This is a genomic window from Photobacterium sp. J15, from assembly GCF_963870815.1.
Classification (GTDB): domain Bacteria; phylum Pseudomonadota; class Gammaproteobacteria; order Enterobacterales; family Vibrionaceae; genus Photobacterium; species Photobacterium marinum.
Window position 1 is genome coordinate 3444210 of record NZ_CAWMUI010000001.1, and the last position, 18307, is coordinate 3462516.

At 48.1% G+C, this 18307-nt stretch carries 14 protein-coding genes, 1 tRNA gene and 3 rRNA genes; 11 read left to right on the plus strand and 7 right to left on the minus strand.

Annotated features, from left to right (window positions below; translation table 11 throughout):
• The first annotated feature begins 169 nt into the window (after positions 1-169).
• Positions 170-808: a peptide-methionine (S)-S-oxide reductase MsrA gene (gene msrA, locus AACQ93_RS15350; RefSeq protein WP_064606040.1), complete on the plus strand. Its 639-nt coding sequence runs from the start codon at positions 170-172 to the stop codon at positions 806-808.
• A gap of 26 nt (positions 809-834) precedes the next feature.
• Here msrA and AACQ93_RS15355 read toward each other — a convergent pair whose 3' ends face one another.
• Positions 835-1044, minus strand: coding sequence for a DUF1107 domain-containing protein (locus AACQ93_RS15355; protein WP_036801633.1), 210 nt, complete (start codon positions 1042-1044; stop codon positions 835-837).
• Between the two features lie 309 nt (positions 1045-1353).
• On the opposite strand from AACQ93_RS15355, the gene AACQ93_RS15360 reads away from it, so the two are divergent.
• From AACQ93_RS15360 to AACQ93_RS15380, 5 genes are all read left to right on the plus strand, one after another.
• Positions 1354-1905: a YtfJ family protein gene (locus AACQ93_RS15360; RefSeq protein ID WP_064606042.1), complete on the plus strand. Its 552-nt coding sequence runs from the start codon at positions 1354-1356 to the stop codon at positions 1903-1905.
• A 434-nt stretch (positions 1906-2339) separates the two neighbouring features.
• Positions 2340-3257: a zinc uptake protein ZrgA gene (zrgA, locus tag AACQ93_RS15365; protein ID WP_064606044.1), complete on the plus strand. Its 918-nt coding sequence runs from the start codon at positions 2340-2342 to the stop codon at positions 3255-3257.
• Positions 3258-3312: 55 nt separating this feature from the next.
• The gene (locus AACQ93_RS15370) at positions 3313-4008 is read left to right on the plus strand and encodes an ABC transporter ATP-binding protein (protein WP_084419186.1); all 696 of its coding nucleotides are present in this window, start codon (positions 3313-3315) and stop codon (positions 4006-4008) included.
• Positions 4005-5264 carry an ABC transporter permease gene (locus AACQ93_RS15375; protein ID WP_064606048.1) on the plus strand — a complete coding sequence of 420 codons (1260 nt, stop codon included), beginning with the start codon at positions 4005-4007 and terminating at the stop codon, positions 5262-5264. The genes AACQ93_RS15370 and AACQ93_RS15375 overlap by 4 nt, the downstream gene beginning before the upstream one ends.
• Positions 5265-5275: 11 nt before the next feature.
• Positions 5276-5758 carry a DUF3299 domain-containing protein gene (locus AACQ93_RS15380; RefSeq protein WP_007471164.1) on the plus strand — a complete coding sequence of 161 codons (483 nt, stop codon included), beginning with the start codon at positions 5276-5278 and terminating at the stop codon, positions 5756-5758.
• 58 nt (positions 5759-5816) lie between these two features.
• Here AACQ93_RS15380 and AACQ93_RS15385 read toward each other — a convergent pair whose 3' ends face one another.
• Entirely contained in the window at positions 5817-5942 is a 126-nt protein-coding gene (locus AACQ93_RS15385) for a hypothetical protein (protein ID WP_255377158.1), read from the minus strand.
• Between the two features lie 95 nt (positions 5943-6037).
• Here AACQ93_RS15385 and AACQ93_RS15390 point away from each other — a divergent pair, with 95 nt between their 5' ends.
• Positions 6038-6940 carry a TIGR03899 family protein gene (locus tag AACQ93_RS15390; RefSeq protein ID WP_064606050.1) on the plus strand — a complete coding sequence of 301 codons (903 nt, stop codon included), beginning with the start codon at positions 6038-6040 and terminating at the stop codon, positions 6938-6940.
• Between the two features lie 196 nt (positions 6941-7136).
• On the opposite strand, the gene AACQ93_RS15395 is transcribed toward AACQ93_RS15390, so the two are convergent.
• From AACQ93_RS15395 to AACQ93_RS15415, 5 genes are all read right to left on the minus strand, one after another.
• Positions 7137-7213 (minus strand) — tRNA-Asp (locus AACQ93_RS15395).
• 90 nt (positions 7214-7303) lie between these two features.
• Positions 7304-7419: ribosomal RNA gene (gene rrf, locus AACQ93_RS15400) — 5S ribosomal RNA — on the minus strand.
• A 116-nt stretch (positions 7420-7535) separates the two neighbouring features.
• Positions 7536-10428, minus strand: a 23S ribosomal RNA gene (locus tag AACQ93_RS15405).
• Between the two features lie 307 nt (positions 10429-10735).
• Positions 10736-12285, minus strand: a 16S ribosomal RNA gene (locus tag AACQ93_RS15410).
• The 16S, 23S and 5S rRNA genes sit together here with 1 tRNA gene alongside, the layout of an rRNA operon.
• A 427-nt stretch (positions 12286-12712) precedes the next feature.
• A complete protein-coding gene (locus tag AACQ93_RS15415; protein ID WP_064606052.1) occupies positions 12713-13645 on the minus strand; it encodes a glycosyltransferase in 933 nt (310 codons plus the stop codon).
• Between the two features lie 140 nt (positions 13646-13785).
• Here AACQ93_RS15415 and AACQ93_RS15420 point away from each other — a divergent pair, with 140 nt between their 5' ends.
• From AACQ93_RS15420 to AACQ93_RS15435, 4 genes are read left to right on the plus strand one after another with little or no spacing between them, the layout of a single operon-like run.
• The gene (locus AACQ93_RS15420; RefSeq protein WP_064606054.1) at positions 13786-14925 is read left to right on the plus strand and encodes a glycosyltransferase; all 1140 of its coding nucleotides are present in this window, start codon (positions 13786-13788) and stop codon (positions 14923-14925) included.
• Positions 14922-16289, plus strand: coding sequence for a lipopolysaccharide biosynthesis protein (locus tag AACQ93_RS15425; RefSeq protein ID WP_064606056.1), 1368 nt, complete (start codon positions 14922-14924; stop codon positions 16287-16289). Before AACQ93_RS15420 ends, AACQ93_RS15425 begins: the two co-directional genes overlap by 4 nt.
• Before the next feature lie 6 nt (positions 16290-16295).
• Positions 16296-17627, plus strand: a complete 1332-nt coding sequence (locus AACQ93_RS15430) for an O-antigen ligase family protein (protein ID WP_064606058.1) — start codon at positions 16296-16298, stop codon at positions 17625-17627.
• Complete coding sequence (locus tag AACQ93_RS15435; protein WP_064606754.1) at positions 17611-18306, plus strand: acyltransferase; 696 nt, start codon at positions 17611-17613, stop codon at positions 18304-18306. Before AACQ93_RS15430 ends, AACQ93_RS15435 begins: the two co-directional genes overlap by 17 nt.
• The last annotated feature ends 1 nt before the right edge of the window (position 18307 follow it).

Below are 18307 nucleotides of genomic sequence, written 5' to 3' on the forward strand. Positions count from 1 at the left end.
TTTAGCTTCTCTAATCAGAGCTTTATTGTTCTTTATTTGCGCACATTCCTAATCATGACAAAGGGCAGCAAGAACTGCCAACAATTAATAAAGGTAAATTTCCCAATATTGAATGTCTGCCGGGATTCCTCTACTTTCTTTGTACAGACTGCGTAAAAAGGAACGAACAATGTCGTCGACAAGAAAAACCACTCTGATAGCCCCGGAAGTGGCGCTGATAGGAAGAGCAACGCCGATCCTTCCAACTCTTCCCCATGCTGTAAACGGTACTCAACTAAGCGATCACAAACCGGAAGGCGTTGAAGAGATCATCGTCGGAATGGGCTGCTTCTGGGGGGCGGAACGATTGTTCTGGCAACAGCCCGGCGTTTACAGTACTTCTGTGGGCTATAGCGGCGGCTTTACCCCAAATCCGACCTACCAGGAGGTCTGTACCGGCAAAACAGGCCATACAGAAGTCGTCAGGGTTTTGTTTAAACCGAAAGAAATGGCGTTAGAACAACTACTTGCCCTGTTCTGGGAGAATCATGACCCAACACAGGGCATGAAACAGGGGAATGATATCGGTACTCAGTACCGCTCTGCTATTTATGCTAGCTCCAGAGATCAGATGGAGCAGGCCCTGCAGAGTAAAGAGCGCTATCAGGAAGCAATGGCAACAGAAAGTATTTCACAGCCTATTACTACAGAAATAGCGCTCGCAGGTAATTACTATTTTGCTGAAGAGTACCACCAACAATACCTTGCCAAGAATCCCGACGGCTACTGTGGACTTGCCGGTACAGGTATCTGCCTACCTCCTCAATAACCGTCAACCGGAGCCGAGTGCTCCGGTTACACAGCCTCAGCTGCCAATAACTGAATTTCTTTGTTTACCTCAGAAAATACACCCAGCACTTTTTTGTCTTGACTTTTTGGTGGTAACAAACGGCCACAGTCGAACTCAAAACCTCCCACACCGACAATAAAAAGACGACCGCGGAAGTAACTTTTCACGTGACGTGCAACCTGATTTGTACGATATTGTTTGAATATTCTAAGCATATACCCCTCGCTCAATCGATATAGCTATAGACCCTGCCATATCGAAATTGTTTCAACCCTCAATAAAATTTAAGCAACTTACTTGCCAAAATTGGTTAAATACCCCTAAATAACCAGCCGAAACTGATCATCACTTTAGAACAAATAATTCAGTGATGCGTAAAAAATTAATCTCATATTTGACGCACTCTGTATTTTTGCCACACAAATAATTTAGTGACTCAGGTCGACTATTTGAGACTGGTTCAACCAGCGCTCTGACATTGTTCTAAGATAGTGTGGCGTTTAATAAAAAATGGAATAAATACAATGAATAAGAAGCCCTTAATTGCTCTGTTAGCTGCATTTTTACCGTGTCTGGCTAGTGCTCATACTCTTCAGGTTGGTGCAACACTCCCAAGCGCATCAGTTACTGAAAAAGGTGAAATCGTATTAAAAGGCGATGATGTTGCCTACCAGAGCTGGAACTCCGCACAACTAACAGGAAAGGTTCGGGTTATTCAGGCTATCGCCGGTCGTAGTTCAGCCAAAGAAATGAATGCAGAAATGATTCAGGCTATCAAAGATGCTGACTTCCCTCAGGATAAGTACCAAACAACAACCATCATCAATCAGGATGATGCTATTTGGGGAACCGGCAGCTTCGTGAAATCTTCAGCTGAAGACAGCAAACGGGAATTCTCATGGTCATCTATGGTGCTGGATGCCAATGGTGAGGTAAGAGCGACCTGGGAACTACAGGAAGAAAACTCTGCCATTATCGTCCTGAACCAGGACAGCAAGGTACTGTTTGTCAAAGAAGGCAAACTAAACCCGGCAGAAATCGAGCAAGCAATGGGCTTGATTAAGAGTAATTTGTAACAAATTCCTTTTTGGCCTAATAACTTAACAACAAAGCCATGACTGTCGCAAAAAAGTAATGTTATATTATTACAACTATGTCGCAGTGATGGCTTTCTTTTTTGAGCGTGTTTCATTTCAAAGTCAGGTGGACCCACCTTTGTTCAATACTTTGCATCGGTTTGATCGCTATGATCGGGCCGGTTTCGGTATTGCACAAATTTGAAATAGACAGCCATCATCAGGTCCAGGAATGCAGCATCTGCCACCTTGCACATCATGCAGCGACAGCTCCAGAGCAGCTAGTCTTACCGCCGGCAGCACCTGAACCGCATATCCCGGCAAACCTTGTCCTTAAGGGGTTTCAACTTACTTCTTCACCACAAGCCCGGGATCCACCGATAACAGTCTGATCCTAATTTATTGAACCATAAAATTTTCAGACAGGAGTTATCATGCCTTTTCCATATCGTCTATCACACTGTGCCCTGTTAATTGGCGCAGCAACTCTTTCTGCAACAGCTATCGCGGAAGCAGATTTCCGGCAACATGATGCCCACGTTCACGGGGTAGTTGAATTCAACATCGCCCAGGACGGCCAGGATCTACTGATGGAAATCACAGCACCGGGAGCTGACGTTGTCGGCTTTGAACATGCCCCAACAAACAAACAGCAGCATCAGGCTCTGGATAATGCCATCAAGCAACTAAACAATGCCAATGCCCTGTTCGCTTTCACGAAAGCTGCTGGTTGTAAGCTAACTGATACAAATGTGACAGAAACCCTGACCGCACATCATGATGACCATGACGAACATGACCACGAAGCGCACGACCATGATCATCACGACGAGCATGACCACGAAGCACACGACCATGATCATCACGACGAGCATGACCACGAAGCGCACGACCATGATCATCATGACGAGCATGACCACGAAGCGCACGACCATGATCATCATGACGAGCATGACCACGAAGCGCACGACCATGATCATCATGACGAGCATGACCACGAAGCGCACGACCATGATCATCATGACGAGCATGACCACGAAGCGCACGACCATGATCATCATGACGAGCATGACCACGAAGCGCACGACCATGATCATCATGACGAGCATGACCACGAAGCGCACGACCATGATCATCATGACGGACATAACCATGATGAACACGAAGGCCAACACGGTGAATTCTCGGCTCAATACACTTTCAGCTGTGACAATATCAGCCAGTTGAAAGAGTTGGAGGTTAACTGGTTCAAACACTTCCCTAACACTGAAAAAGTCATGGTGCAGGCCATTACTGACAACAGTCAGCAAGCAGCAGAATTATCTTCTGCCAACACACTGTTTAAATTCTAAACCTGTATAACCATCAGTGATGGCGGGGGAAGTTTCCCCCGCCTTAGGAAACAAAATGAACGTGATAGAACTGAGCGACCTTCACTTTCGGTGGCCCAAGCAATCAACTGATCTCCTCAATATTCCTTCGTTAACTGTCAAAAAGGGAGAGAAAGTCTTTCTGAAAGGCCCGAGCGGTAGTGGAAAGTCCAGCCTGCTCAGCCTGCTGGCAGGCATTACCCAGCCGAATTCAGGCAAAATCAGCCTGTTGCAACAACCTTTCAGTACCCTGAAACCAAGTCAAAGAGACAAGTTCAGGGCAAACCACATCGGCTATATCTTCCAGATGTTTAACCTGCTGCCTTACCTTTCCGTCATAGACAACGTCTTGTTGCCATGTCGTTTTTCCGAGCAGCGTAAACGTCAGGTCGCAGACTCAATGGAGCAAGAAGCCAAACGACTGCTGAGTCAGCTTCACCTACCTGAAGAATGCCTTGAAAAACCAATCAGCGAACTGAGTATCGGCCAGCAACAACGTGTTGCCGCTGCCAGAGCCTTAATCGGTAAGCCCGAGCTACTAATCGCAGACGAACCAACATCAGCCCTTGATCACGATAACCGTGAAGCATTCATCCAACTCCTGATGGCTGAATGCGAACAAGCAGGTACAACATTGCTGTTTGTCAGCCATGATGAAACACTCGAAGCTCTGTTTGATCGAAGCATTACCCTAAAAGATATCAATCAGGCCGCCAGAGAGAACCACCTATGACAGCTATCTTTCGACTGGCCTGGCAAAGTCTGGCCAACCGCAAAACCACCGCCTTACTGACTCTGCTTACCGTCGCCATTTCGGTAACTCTTCTGCTGGGGGTTGAAAGAGTCCGAACTCAAGCAAAATCGAGCTTTGCCAATACTATCTCAGGTACAGATCTAATCGTTGGCTCGCGATCCGGGCAGGTAAACCTGTTGCTTTACTCCGTCTTTCGTATAGGTAATGCCACCAATAATATTGACTGGAAAAGCTATCAGGAAATCAGCCAGCACCGCTCGGTAAAATGGGCGATTCCGATTTCACTCGGAGACTCACATCAGGGCTACCGTGTTATCGGCACTAATGAGTCTTATTTTTCTCATTACCGTTTTGGTCAGAAGCAAGCATTAAACTTTGCCGAAGGACGTCAATTCAGCGCGTTGTTTGAAACTGTCCTAGGCGCAGAGGTTGCCCAAAAACTGGGCTATCATATCAATGACGAAATCATCATTGCTCACGGAATCAGCGATAAATCATTCAACCGCCATGACAATCTACCATTTAAGGTGGTTGGTATTCTGGAGCCAACCGGAACACCTGTCGATCGCAGTGTCCATGTTTCGCTGGAAGCCATCGAAGCTATTCATGTCGGCTGGGAATCCGGTGCCAAGCTTGGCCACACACCAGATGCCCAGACACTGGAAGATCACAATTTCGAGCCAAAACAGATCACCGCATTCATGCTGGGTCTAAACTCTAAGATTCAGACCTTTGCTTTGCAGCGCTACATCAATACTTACCGAAAAGAACCGCTTAGTGCCATCATGCCAGGCATCGCCTTACATGAGTTATGGGGAATGATGTCTATCGCCGAACAAGCTCTGCTAATTGTCTCAGGTTTTGTTGTCATTGCCGGCCTGTTGGGTATGTTAACCAGTCTTCTGACCAGCCTGAACGAACGACGCAGGGAGATGGCAATACTCAGAGCCATGGGTGCCCGCCCAGGACATATCTTCTTCCTTCTGATCAGTGAAGCGACAGTGCTAACCACAATTGGCATCGGCCTTGGCATCACTCTTCTATATAGCCTGATGGCCATCGCTCAACCTTTTATTCAACAGCAGTTCGGCCTGCATATTGAAATAACAGCACCGACAACTTACGAGCTCAGTTTGCTTGGTATCGTTCAGATAGCAGGTATTATTGTTGGTATTATTCCCGCAATCAGAGCTTATCAACACTCTCTGGCAGACGGTATGACAATCAAAGTTTAAAGGAATATAACATGAAGAAATGGTTAATCGCACTGTGCTGCTGGCTACCGCTGCTAGCTCAGGCCGGAGATGTGCTTAAACTGGACTGGCTTGATCTGATCCCGGAAAAAGAGCGAGCACAATTCACCCCAAATACTATGCCTTTACAGAATCATGACGGTGATGCCGCCAAGCAATCCATGATAGGGGGCGTACGTGATGAACTGAACGGAAGTAAAGTAAAAATTCCCGGCTTTGTTATCCCTCTGGAAGGTAATGATAAAGTTGTCACTGAGTTCTTACTGGTACCTTACTTTGGAGCATGTATCCACGTACCACCACCACCACCGAACCAGATCATCTATGTAAAATTTGAAAAAGGAGCGCCGATTCAGGAGCTTTGGGATGTGGTGTATGTCATCGGAACATTGCAGACTCAGCATATAAGCCATGACATAGCTGAAGTTGGCTACCTGCTGCAGGGCACAGCACTAGAAGAGTATGATGATATGTAATACATCATTACAACTATCATCAGTAACTTAATATCACTGGTTTACTTTACTAAGAACCTCAAATCTGTGTAGCAAGGTAAACCAGAATAGTGGCATACCCCAGAACTAACAGCACATCCATCAGCTTTCTTCCGTACTTATTCATCAGCGTATCCTCATCGCTGGCATAGACACCCTTTAACAAATTTAACCACCACTTAACACAAAAGTCACGCATATTGCCAATACATAGTGTCAGCTGGTAAAACTATATTCAGAATTTTCGACTCTGAGCTCGCTATGAATCAGGAAAAAAAGGACACCCAATCAACGGTTGAGGCCGCTGCTGTACCCACAGTAAAAACAGTAAAGGAAGAAAGTAACACTCATATACGAAGTAGCCGGGCAAGAACAAAAGAGCTGGCTAACCTATATGGCATCTGCCACCTCATCTCGAACAGTGATGAAGAACTCGCTGACAGAACGACCGCCAGAATTCAACAAGAAGCTCAACACCAACAAGAAAACCTCGAACGCATCTTCAAGCTAACTTATGACAGCTGTAGTGATGAAACCGCCTGCGAGCCTGACCCGGACTGGCTATATCATTTTTCCAGTTTGGCAAAAAATATTCGTAATGCTTCAATGCAAAAGCTGTGGAGCAGGATCCTCAAACAAGAAATCATCTCTCCGGGCTCAACCTCATTAAAAGCGCTCGAAACGTTGAAAAATATGACCCAGCGAGAAGCTCAGATATTCCAGCGAGCCAGCACTCTGACCTGCCATTTCGGTAATGACAGCAGCAAAAAGCTGCTTACGGGAATTAAAGTTCGTCATGGTGTTCTTGCCTTATTACGCTCACCTTCTTCTGACAAACTCCCGTTAGGTAATTATCAGCTGCCATACTCCAATCTGCTTGTTTTAATGGAGTTAGGTTTATTACTTCGCAGTGAACTTGAATCTGGTGAGATCAATATTGAATCCCCGCTTGCGTTTGGCTATCAGGCCTCCAATTACATCTTAAAACCGACGAAAAAAGGCGTCACTCTTACCTATTACCGCCTTTCACCTACAGGTCAGGAAATTGCCAATTTGCTTGGTACAAGAAACAACGAACCATATAAAGAAAGCCTGATGGAATTGCTCTACAAACACTTCATCGTCGAACAGGGAGATAGCAGCCAAATCACCCTCTCGACTTAGTCATAACCTCTTTCAACAACCACCGCTATCGTTCCTAAAAAGCCCGACGCAACAACGTCGGGCTTTCTATATGTATTTTACGAACAATGGCGGAGCAGCAGAGGCCGCGTATGAATGGGACTCATCCGACCGAAGGGAGGACAAAGATAACAAATGCAAAAAAGCCCCAGCATTTCTGCTGAGGCTTCTTAATAAGTGGCGGAGCGGACGGGACTCGAACCCGCGACCCCCGGCGTGACAGGCCGGTATTCTAACCAACTGAACTACCGCTCCACTCAATTCTGAGTAACAAATAAAGTCTTACTGGTCGCTGCTTTATTTGTTTTGCTTTCATCTTTTTCAAAAGATGAAAACCTTAAGCAAGCCTGGCGATGTCCTACTCTCACATGGGGAGGCCCCACACTACCATCGGCGCTACTGCGTTTCACTACTGAGTTCGGCATGGGATCAGGTGGGTCCACAGCGCTATGGTCGCCAAGCAAATTCTGTTTTATTACCCGCAGCGCGGATAATAGCAATCTGGGAAAATCCAACTAGTGTTCTCGCGCTTACATTCAAGCGTTCGTGGAGTCCGTAAAAACCCCTTGGGTGTTGTATGGTTAAGCCTCACGGGCAATTAGTACAGGTTAGCTCAACGCCTCACAGCGCTTACACACCCTGCCTATCTACGTCGTAGTCTCCAACAACCCTTCAGGATACTTAAAGTATCAGGGAAGACTCATCTCAGGGCTCGCTTCCCGCTTAGATGCTTTCAGCGGTTATCGATTCCGAACTTAGCTACCGGGCAATGCCACTGGCGTGACAACCCGAACACCAGAGGTTCGTCCACTCCGGTCCTCTCGTACTAGGAGCAGCCCCCTTCAATCTTCCAACGCCCACGGCAGATAGGGACCGAACTGTCTCACGACGTTCTAAACCCAGCTCGCGTACCACTTTAAATGGCGAACAGCCATACCCTTGGGACCGACTTCAGCCCCAGGATGTGATGAGCCGACATCGAGGTGCCAAACACCGCCGTCGATATGAACTCTTGGGCGGTATCAGCCTGTTATCCCCGGAGTACCTTTTATCCGTTGAGCGATGGCCCTTCCATTCAGAACCACCGGATCACTATGACCTGCTTTCGCACCTGCTCGACTTGTCAGTCTCGCAGTCAAGCGGGCTTATGCCATTGCACTAACCTCACGATGTCCGACCGTGATTAGCCCACCTTCGTGCTCCTCCGTTACTCTTTGGGAGGAGACCGCCCCAGTCAAACTACCCACCAGGCACTGTCCGCACCCCGGATAACGGGGCCAAGTTAGAACATCAACACTACAAGGGTGGTATTTCAAGGACGGCTCCACGCAATCTAGCGACTGCGCTTCAAAGCCTCCCACCTATCCTACACATGTAGGGTCAATGTTCAGTGCCAAGCTGTAGTAAAGGTTCACGGGGTCTTTCCGTCTAGCCGCGGGTACACAGCATCTTCACTGCGATTTCAATTTCACTGAGTCTCGGGTGGAGACAGCGTGGCCATCATTACGCCATTCGTGCAGGTCGGAACTTACCCGACAAGGAATTTCGCTACCTTAGGACCGTTATAGTTACGGCCGCCGTTTACCGGGGCTTCGATCAAGAGCTTCGACAAAAGTCTAACCCCATCAATTAACCTTCCGGCACCGGGCAGGCGTCACACCGTATACGTCATCTTTCGATTTTGCACAGTGCTGTGTTTTTAATAAACAGTTGCAGCCACCTGGTATCTGCGACTGCCAGCAGCTCCAAGAGCAAGTCTCTTCACCGCCGGCAGCGTACCTTCTCCCGAAGTTACGGTACCATTTTGCCTAGTTCCTTCACCCGAGTTCTCTCAAGCGCCTTGGTATTCTCTACCTGATCACCTGTGTCGGTTTGGGGTACGATTCCTTACTATCTGAAGCTTAGAGGCTTTTCCCGGAAGCATGGCATCAATGACTTCATCACCGTAGTGACTCGACATCGGGTCTCAGCCTTAAGATGGTCCGGATTTACCTAAACCATCAGCCTACACCCTTGAACCAGGACAACCGTCGCCTGGCCCACCTAGCCTTCTCCGTCCCCCCATCGCAATAGTAAGAAGTACGGGAATATTAACCCGTTTCCCATCGACTACGCCTTTCGGCCTCGCCTTAGGGGTCGACTTACCCTGCCCCGATTAACGTTGGACAGGAACCCTTGATCTTCCGGCGAGGGAGTTTTTCACTCCCTTTATCGTTACTCATGTCAGCATTCGCACTTCTGATACGTCCAGCACACCTTACGGTGCACCTTCAACCGCTTACAGAACGCTCCCCTACCCAATGTGAACAAGTCACATTGCCGCAGCTTCGGTGTATAGCTTAGCCCCGTTAAATCTTCCGCGCAGGCCGACTCGACCAGTGAGCTATTACGCTTTCTTTAAATGATGGCTGCTTCTAAGCCAACATCCTGGCTGTCTGAGCCTTCCCACATCGTTTCCCACTTAGCTATAACTTTGGGACCTTAGCTGGCGGTCTGGGTTGTTTCCCTCTCCACGACGGACGTTAGCACCCGCCGTGTGTCTCCCGGATAGTACTTACTGGTATTCGGAGTTTGCAAAGGGTTGGTAAGTCGGGATGACCCCCTAGCCTTAACAGTGCTCTACCCCCAGTAGTATTCGTCCGAGGCGCTACCTAAATAGCTTTCGGGGAGAACCAGCTATCTCCAGGTTTGATTGGCCTTTCACCCCTAGCCACAAGTCATCCGCTAATTTTTCAACATTAGTCGGTTCGGTCCTCCAGTAAGTGTTACCTCACCTTCAACCTGCCCATGGCTAGATCACCTGGTTTCGGGTCTAATCCTAGCAACTATGACGCCCAGTTAAGACTCGGTTTCCCTACGGCTCCCCTAATCGGTTAACCTTGCTACTAAAATTAAGTCGCTGACCCATTATACAAAAGGTACGCAGTCACACCACGAAGGTGCTCCTACTGCTTGTACGTACACGGTTTCAGGTTCTATTTCACTCCCCTCACAGGGGTTCTTTTCGCCTTTCCCTCACGGTACTGGTTCACTATCGGTCAGTCAGGAGTATTTAGCCTTGGAGGATGGTCCCCCCATGTTCAGACAGGATATCACGTGTCCCGTCCTACTCGATTTCACTCTAAAGGCGCCGTCGGCTACGGGGCTATCACCCTGTATCGCCATGCTTTCCAGCATGTTCACCTAGCGCCAATCTAGCTTAAGGGCTAATCCGGTTTCGCTCGCCGCTACTGCCGGAATCTCGGTTGATTTCTGTTCCTCGGGGTACTTAGATGTTTCAGTTCCCCCGGTTCGCCTCATAACGCTATGTATTCACGTTATGATACTTGCTTATGCAAGTGGGTTTCCCCATTCGGAAATCCGAGAGTATTGTGATTCTTACCATCTTCTCTCGGCTTATCGCAGGTTAGCACGTCCTTCATCGCCTCTGACTGCCAAGGCATCCACCGTGTACGCTTAGTCACTTAACCATACAACCCCAAAAGGTTTCGTATGGCAAACAACCAAGGTGTTCAATTTAATGAACTAGTTTTCGCCGGACTCTTACACAAGACACTTGAATGTGTTTTGCTTGAGAACTCGTTTTCTATCCGAAGATAAAAAACATTTTAATTGAATCTAACGATTCAATTTACTAGTCAGCTTTCCAGATTGTTAAAGAGCATAACGCAAAAGCGTTAATCAATAACTGACGTTATTCATTAGCACTCTTGCCGTTCTTTCACACATTAACCAGGCAATCTGTGTGGACACTGCATCAAATGAGCAGTCTATCGTTAAGGAGGTGATCCAGCCCCAGGTTCCCCTAGGGCTACCTTGTTACGACTTCACCCCAGTCATGAACCACACCGTGGTAAACGCCCTCCCGAAGGTTAAGCTATCTACTTCTGGTGCAGCCCACTCCCATGGTGTGACGGGCGGTGTGTACAAGGCCCGGGAACGTATTCACCGTGGCATTCTGATCCACGATTACTAGCGATTCCGACTTCATGGAGTCGAGTTGCAGACTCCAATCCGGACTACGACATACTTTCTGGGATTCGCTCACCATCGCTGGCTGGCCGCCCTCTGTATATGCCATTGTAGCACGTGTGTAGCCCTACTCGTAAGGGCCATGATGACTTGACGTCGTCCCCACCTTCCTCCGGTTTATCACCGGCAGTCTCCCTGGAGTTCCCACCCGAAGTGCTGGCAAACAAGGATAAGGGTTGCGCTCGTTGCGGGACTTAACCCAACATTTCACAACACGAGCTGACGACAGCCATGCAGCACCTGTCTCACGGTTCCCGAAGGCACTCCTCTATCTCTAAAGGATTCCGTGGATGTCAAGAGTAGGTAAGGTTCTTCGCGTTGCATCGAATTAAACCACATGCTCCACCGCTTGTGCGGGCCCCCGTCAATTCATTTGAGTTTTAATCTTGCGACCGTACTCCCCAGGCGGTCTACTTAACGCGTTAGCTCCGAAAGCCAGTGTCAAGACCCAACCTCCAAGTAGACATCGTTTACGGCGTGGACTACCAGGGTATCTAATCCTGTTTGCTCCCCACGCTTTCGCATCTGAGCGTCAGTCTTTGTCCAGGGGGCCGCCTTCGCCACCGGTATTCCTTCAGATCTCTACGCATTTCACCGCTACACCTGAAATTCTACCCCCCTCTACAAGACTCTAGCCTGCCAGTTCAAAATGCTGTTCCGAGGTTAAGCCCCGGGCTTTCACATCTTGCTTAACAGACCGCCTGCATGCGCTTTACGCCCAGTAATTCCGATTAACGCTCGCACCCTCCGTATTACCGCGGCTGCTGGCACGGAGTTAGCCGGTGCTTCTTCTGCAGCTAACGTCAAAGATGCACGCTATTAACGTACACCCCTTCCTCACTGCTGAAAGTGCTTTACAACCCGAAGGCCTTCTTCACACACGCGGCATGGCTGCATCAGGGTTTCCCCCATTGTGCAATATTCCCCACTGCTGCCTCCCGTAGGAGTCTGGACCGTGTCTCAGTTCCAGTGTGGCTGATCATCCTCTCAGACCAGCTAGGGATCGTCGCCTTGGTGAGCCGTTACCCCACCAACTAGCTAATCCCACCTGGGCTAATCCTGACGCGAGAGGCCCGAAGGTCCCCCTCTTTGCTCCGTAGAGATTATGCGGTATTAGCTATCGTTTCCAATAGTTATCCCCCACATCAGGGCATATTCCCAGGCATTACTCACCCGTCCGCCGCTCGCCGCCCATGATGTCCACCGAAGCTTCTATCATGTCGCTGCCGCTCGACTTGCATGTGTTAGGCCTGCCGCCAGCGTTCAATCTGAGCCATGATCAAACTCTTCAATTCAAGTTTTGGCTCAATGAATACTGATTGTTCCAACCGAAGTTGAAACGAATTGACTGTGCCAAATAATAAGTAAACTTAGTATTTGTATTGGTCACTCAGTTCATTGATAAATCTTTTTGACTAATCATTTCACGAGTGCCCACACAGATTGCATGGTCAAATTGTTAAAGAACAATTCCAACATAGATAACTTTAACTTTTAAACGTTTCGCTATCTTGCTGAAGAGGACGCTAATTCTAATCAATTAAATTGCAGTGTCAAACACTTTTTCAACTTAACTTATCAGGATTTTTATCCTAACCGATTCGTTTGCAACTCTTTGTAAGAAGCCGCTCTCCGTGTCGGTGATGCGGCATTATAGGGTGCATTTTTACATTGGCAAGTGAAAAAAGAAAAAAAAGCGCCAAACGCACAAGAAGCAACCAACTACATCAATTTTGTTTGCTTTAGCGGCACCATCTTTAATATATCGCCCCCGACAGCTTTCACTCTCCGCAAATTTGGCTGGAAACAAAGTACCAGCAGCTCTTGGCAAACTGATAATAAATATGAGTGCTTAATACGGTTATACTCCGCTTTTCCTGCTATCCACCTCAGATAACCAGCGAATAAATCAAAAGGGCTCCCAATAATCGCACCGGAATGCCTGTTGAGGATCGTTCTGACCGCATTAAGTCGTTTTTCATAATCCCGACTTATTGCTCCCGCTCTGTCCGATGTGTAATAACAGAGGGGTTCATTGATAACTCCAACGGGTCCCATACGAGCGACTTTCAGCCATAAGTCCCAGTCAGAGGCCGACTTTAACCTTACATCAAAACCCTTTGATGATATTAATGCGGATTTCTTAACGACAACTGTACTGGTCCCTACAACATTCTCAGCAAAAAGCAGAGGAGTAAAATGTTCAAACACCCGTGACCTGTTTTCGCCTCTCATCTTTGATTTAAACCGTGGCCAAAAATCAAAGCACCCGATAATTTCACGACCGGACTCGGTAACATGCATATAGTCACTGAAACTAAAAACCAGTTCCGGTTGCACCTTATGCAAACCCAGTTGTTGGATTAATTTACCGTCTACCCAGTAGTCATCCGCATCCAAAAATGCGACCAGTTCATATTTGCAATGTTGAATGGCTAAATTACGGGCTTTCGATGCGCCGCCCCTTTCACTGAAAATTAACTTAATGTCGCTCTGCTCAGCCAGCCACTCTCGTGAACCATCTGTCGAACCATCATCAACCACAATAATTTCAACCAAACAATCCTGAACCCGAACACTTTCTATCGCTCTCGGTAATGTCTGCAAGCAATTGTAGTTAGGAATAACAACACTCACACCTTGTACTGGCTTCATACTTTATCCCTCTGAAAATAAGCATCTCTTCCATCCTGCAAAGGTTAGGCCAGTAATTGTTGGCATTAAAATTGGAGGGTTGAATTGGAAAAAAGTAAAACAATGGAGTAATTAGGCCACTGATCAGGAGGGGCTAAAGGATGAAAAAAATCGGCTATGTAATCCCGAGCTTCCCAACTTTATCTGAAACTTTTGTCGGCGTTGAAATGCGCGCCATGATGGCTCTAGGCCATCAACTCAAACCTTACGCGTTCAGTTCGAGTGCACAGTATCAGCCTGACGATGCTTATCTGAAACAGCACTGCACCTACCTGACCGATACTCCCGCCAATCCATTCCGTCATATTCTGAAATCCTATCGGTGTCACCGTTTTATCAGAAAGCAAAAAGGATTTAGTTATTTATCTCTGTTACGGCAAGGATTGCAGCTGGCTTATCATGCCGATAAAGACGGTTGCGAACATCTGCATGCCCACTTTGCATGGCACAGCGCAGCAACTGCAATTGTTGCAGCCAAAATCTTAGGAATACCAGTATCTTTTGTCGGACATGGTGCCGATATCTATGCTTCACCTCAGGATCTCATCTGTAAGCTGCAAGAAGCCAACTTCATTTGCGCCGTTACGAAAGAGATGCAAAGTGAACTGCAACTTGCAACGGCCAAACCGGTCTACCATATTCCTTGTGGGATCCAGGACGCTAAGTATCCACCATTCTCTTATCAATGGCATCCACGTAAAGACTTCCTGTTTATAGGTCGACTTGTTGAGAAGAAAGGACTTGATGTCCTGCTAACAGCTTTCAGCCAGCTCCCCGCATCCTCCACATTAGATATTGTTGGTGATGGCCCTTTACTGACAAAACTAGTGCATACAGCGCAACAAATGCAGCTCACCCATCGCATCACTTTCCTCGGCAGTAAAGATGCCAATTGGTACCACCAGCATGCTGCTGACTACAAAGCACTTGTAGCTCCTTTTACTGTAGCCCCCAACGGAGACAAAGATACCGGCCCACTAGTGCTAAAAGAAGCCATGGCTCTCGGCCTTCCAGTCATCACAAGTGATCTGGCTGGATGTAATGAAATTCTGGATAAAAACAGCGGACAACAAATCCCCATGGATGATCCAGTTTCATTGATGCACGCCATGCACCATCATTTATCCCGCACCGAAACCGAACTGCAAAATCAACGCGAGTACGCCTTCAGGCGAGTCATGAGCCTGTTTACGGCTGGCAAACAGGCCGAATTACTGTCTGCACAAGTGGAGGCCTTATGAAACCAGCCTTCACCATGGCGACTTATGCCATTGGCATAATCAGCAGTAAACTGGTTGCTCTTGCATTACAACCTTTTGTCACTCAGTGGTTGGGCCCGGAGCAATTTGGCAGGCTGGATGTATTGATCACCTTCGGGAGTTTCCTGTCATTACTGCTGGCATTAGGACTGACAGACGCAATTTACCGGTTTGCTCATGATAAAGATGAAAACCACCAGCAAGAAATTTTCAGCGGTGCTTTATGGCTGATCCTGCTCTGCGGTGGAGGGATCACTCTGCTAGCGCAAATCGCTTCTCCTGCTATACAGGGATTCCTTCCCGGAAATCCGCCAGTTTTCGCTTTGCGCTGTCTGTTCTTCACTTTATTCATCAACACTCTGTGTACTGTTCCTTTTGCGATATTAAGGATCCGCAACCAGGCAGGGCTATTTGTAGGGGCCCAAATTGTATTTGCTTTTATTCAAGGTGGAGGCGTTCTGCTGCTTACCTCGGATTACGGTATCGACGGTATTATGGCTGCCGGGCTTATGGCTCAACTGACTCAACTAATAGTACTGTCAAAAACCTTCCCAGTACCGAAAGCTAGTCATCAAAAATTACTACTACGCTACGGTGCTGCAATCACCTTTTCCGCCCTCCTTGGTTTTATCTCTCTCGGTGCTGAACGTTGGGCTATCGCCCACTTCCTCAGCCTTGAACAACTGGCCCCTTACGCAATTGCTATGCAGTGGGCCCTTGCCGCCACCCTGCTTCTCGAGCCTTTCTCGCTTTGGTGGTTTCCGAAACGCTTTAGCCTCACTGGCTCTGCCAATGGCCAACAGCAGGCTGCCAATATCAGCATTACCGGTTGCCAGTTAGGTACACTCGTCACGGCCGGAACCATTACTATTGGCTCAAAGTTCCTTATCTTCTGGCTACCACCAGGCTTTCACGCCAGCGCAGAAATTATTCCTCTGCTGGGAGTCATGCTAATGATTAAGCACGCTGCGACCCTACTGAATATGGGCTGCTATCAACAAGAAAAAGCACACAGCGTTATGGTCATCGGACTAATCAGTTGTGCCCTGTCTCTGACAATCCTGTTTTTTATTTTGCCAAATTTCGGCCTCTATGCATTGCTCGTGAGTAATATCATTCTGCAATTGCTGCGTTTACTTCTGTTCTATGGCTGGAGCCAACACCGTCTCCCTCTTCCCTATCCACTACCGCGCCTGTTGCTCAGCTATGGCCTGATCGCACTACTGTTGTTTGTCCACTATCAGGAGTTACATCTTTACGAAGGTCTGATTTTGCTTCTACTGGTTGTGCAAGTGTGCTGGCCCTGGCTTCGCAAAATGCCAATCAGGTATACGCTCGGAGCCTGACCTCTCATGAACAGGAAACAACAACTGCTAATAGCACTAACCGGCACCCTGCTGATTTTCCTGTTCTGGATGAAACAGGGAAATCTGGTGCTGTTAGTGAGTGTGTTGTTTGCATTGCCTTTTGTTATCAACCAAGCCTTTCTGATATGTGTCGGCTTTATTATTTTTTCCTATTTCCGAATCCACGAAGCCTTCCCGGTGCTTGAGCCATTACGAATTCCCCAGTTGCTGGCCTTAGCCAGTCTGGCGGGGCTTAGCTGGCAACTGTGGTTAAAACGGGAAACTATCATCTGGCAGCGTCTGCATACTCAGTTCGTCATTTTCACCTTATGGGTACTGATTTCATGCATTCTGGCCAGTAACAGAGGGGAGGCTTTTGCAAATTTCAACGGTAACTTCATCAAGATATTTATTATGGTGTTTGCAATCAGCTGGCTGCCGACACGGCTCAAACAACTAAAGGTCATTCCGGTCTTACTGCTATTTAGCGGATTAGTTATCGGTCTGCTGGCACTGTATAACAAAGCCAACGGCATCGGGCTGGTTGAGGGAACTCGGGTAACAATCGGCCGGGACATTGGCTCTATGCTGGGTGATCCTAATGATCTGGCTCTGGTTCTGCAGTTTCCTGTCTCTTTTGCCCTAGCCTATAGCTTTTATGGTCATAAATGGCAGCGAGCGCTTACCATGATCATTCTGGTGATCCTGATCATGAGCGTACTAGCGACACAAAGCCGGGGCGGTTTACTGGGCATCGCCTGCGTAATATTTGCCATGACTCTGCTCAGAAGCCGCTCTATTTTACTGCCTGCCATAATCAGTGGCATCGGACTATTAGCCCTGGTACTGCTTGCCGGGATCAGTGACCGGGCTTCCGGCGGTGCCGCGGAATCAGGTATTGATGAATCTGCTATGGGACGGCTCTATGCCTGGCAAGCCGCTATCAACATGGCAATCAGTAACCCGTTTACCGGTGTCGGACTCAACAACTTCTATTACAACTATTACTTCTACTCTCCTCACTGGGATGGCAAAAACCACGCGGTCCACAGTACCTGGCTGCAAATCACCGCCGAAACCGGCTTTGCCGGATTGGTATTGTTCCTGCTTCTGGTGACAGGAGCCCTGAGAGTTAGTTATCAGCTGCTTAAGCGGTTAGAAAGCAGCGAAATGAAACCACTCGCCCAGGGACTTTGGCTTGGCATGTTGTCATTCTGCGTCAGCGGTACCTTTCTGACTCAAGGGACAACCTGGCCACTCTACATTCTGATAGGGCTATTGCTCGCACTGGATCGGTTGACGCTTATCCCGGAGGAGAACCATGCGCACCCTGATTAAGCAACACCTCAGCCCCGCTCAAATCGCCCCGCTGAAAACATTACTTCAGCAACTACGAGGGTGCTACCTGCCATGCATTCCGCTATTGCATCGCAGCCTATATCGCCTGCACCTTGCAATCAGCCGCTGCTTTCATTGCATTTTGCAAAAAAGCTATTTCACGCCAATGTTCATTTCCCGGCTCAACAATCGACCTAAACAACTACAGCTCGATTGCGGTATGCCACAAATCCTCGGTGATCTTGATATCCATATTGGTGAGCAGTGTCGCCTGTCAGGTGTCGCAACTTTCTGCGGCCGAGTCTGGGGGCAAAAGAAGCCCCAATTAATTATTGGCAATAATGTAGATATTGGCTGGCAGAACACGCTGGCGATCGGAACCCAAATTCGGATTGATGACAACGTCCGCCTGGCAAGCAAAATCTTCCTTGCTGGGTTTCCCGGTCATCCTGTCGACCCCGTAGCCCGAGCCGAAGGCAAGCCGGATACGGAACAACAAATAGGAGACATTCACCTCTGCCGTGATGTCTGGCTAGGAACTGGCGTCATGGTAATGGCCGGTGTCACCATTGGTGCGGGGAGTATTATTGCCGCCGGGAGTGTGGTTACCCGAGACATTCCCCCCGGAGTGCTGGCAGGAGGCAACCCGGCCCAAATAATCAAACAGCTGGAGTTTTGAT

What these genes read in the sequence shown, in the direction of transcription:
- msrA (WP_064606040.1), top strand. Translation starts at nt 170, where the DNA reads ATGTCGTCGACAAGAAAAACCACTCTGATAGCCCCGGAAGTGGCGCTG.
- AACQ93_RS15355 (WP_036801633.1), bottom strand. Translation starts at nt 1,044, where the DNA reads ATGCTTAGAATATTCAAACAATATCGTACAAATCAGGTTGCACGTCAC.
- AACQ93_RS15360 (WP_064606042.1), top strand. Translation starts at nt 1,354, where the DNA reads ATGAATAAGAAGCCCTTAATTGCTCTGTTAGCTGCATTTTTACCGTGT.
- zrgA (WP_064606044.1), top strand. Translation starts at nt 2,340, where the DNA reads ATGCCTTTTCCATATCGTCTATCACACTGTGCCCTGTTAATTGGCGCA.
- AACQ93_RS15370 (WP_084419186.1), top strand. Translation starts at nt 3,313, where the DNA reads ATGAACGTGATAGAACTGAGCGACCTTCACTTTCGGTGGCCCAAGCAA.
- AACQ93_RS15375 (WP_064606048.1), top strand. Translation starts at nt 4,005, where the DNA reads ATGACAGCTATCTTTCGACTGGCCTGGCAAAGTCTGGCCAACCGCAAA.
- AACQ93_RS15380 (WP_007471164.1), top strand. Translation starts at nt 5,276, where the DNA reads ATGAAGAAATGGTTAATCGCACTGTGCTGCTGGCTACCGCTGCTAGCT.
- AACQ93_RS15390 (WP_064606050.1), top strand. Translation starts at nt 6,038, where the DNA reads ATGAATCAGGAAAAAAAGGACACCCAATCAACGGTTGAGGCCGCTGCT.
- AACQ93_RS15415 (WP_064606052.1), bottom strand. Translation starts at nt 13,645, where the DNA reads ATGAAGCCAGTACAAGGTGTGAGTGTTGTTATTCCTAACTACAATTGC.
- AACQ93_RS15420 (WP_064606054.1), top strand. Translation starts at nt 13,786, where the DNA reads ATGAAAAAAATCGGCTATGTAATCCCGAGCTTCCCAACTTTATCTGAA.
- AACQ93_RS15425 (WP_064606056.1), top strand. Translation starts at nt 14,922, where the DNA reads ATGAAACCAGCCTTCACCATGGCGACTTATGCCATTGGCATAATCAGC.
- AACQ93_RS15430 (WP_064606058.1), top strand. Translation starts at nt 16,296, where the DNA reads ATGAACAGGAAACAACAACTGCTAATAGCACTAACCGGCACCCTGCTG.
- AACQ93_RS15435 (WP_064606754.1), top strand. Translation starts at nt 17,611, where the DNA reads ATGCGCACCCTGATTAAGCAACACCTCAGCCCCGCTCAAATCGCCCCG.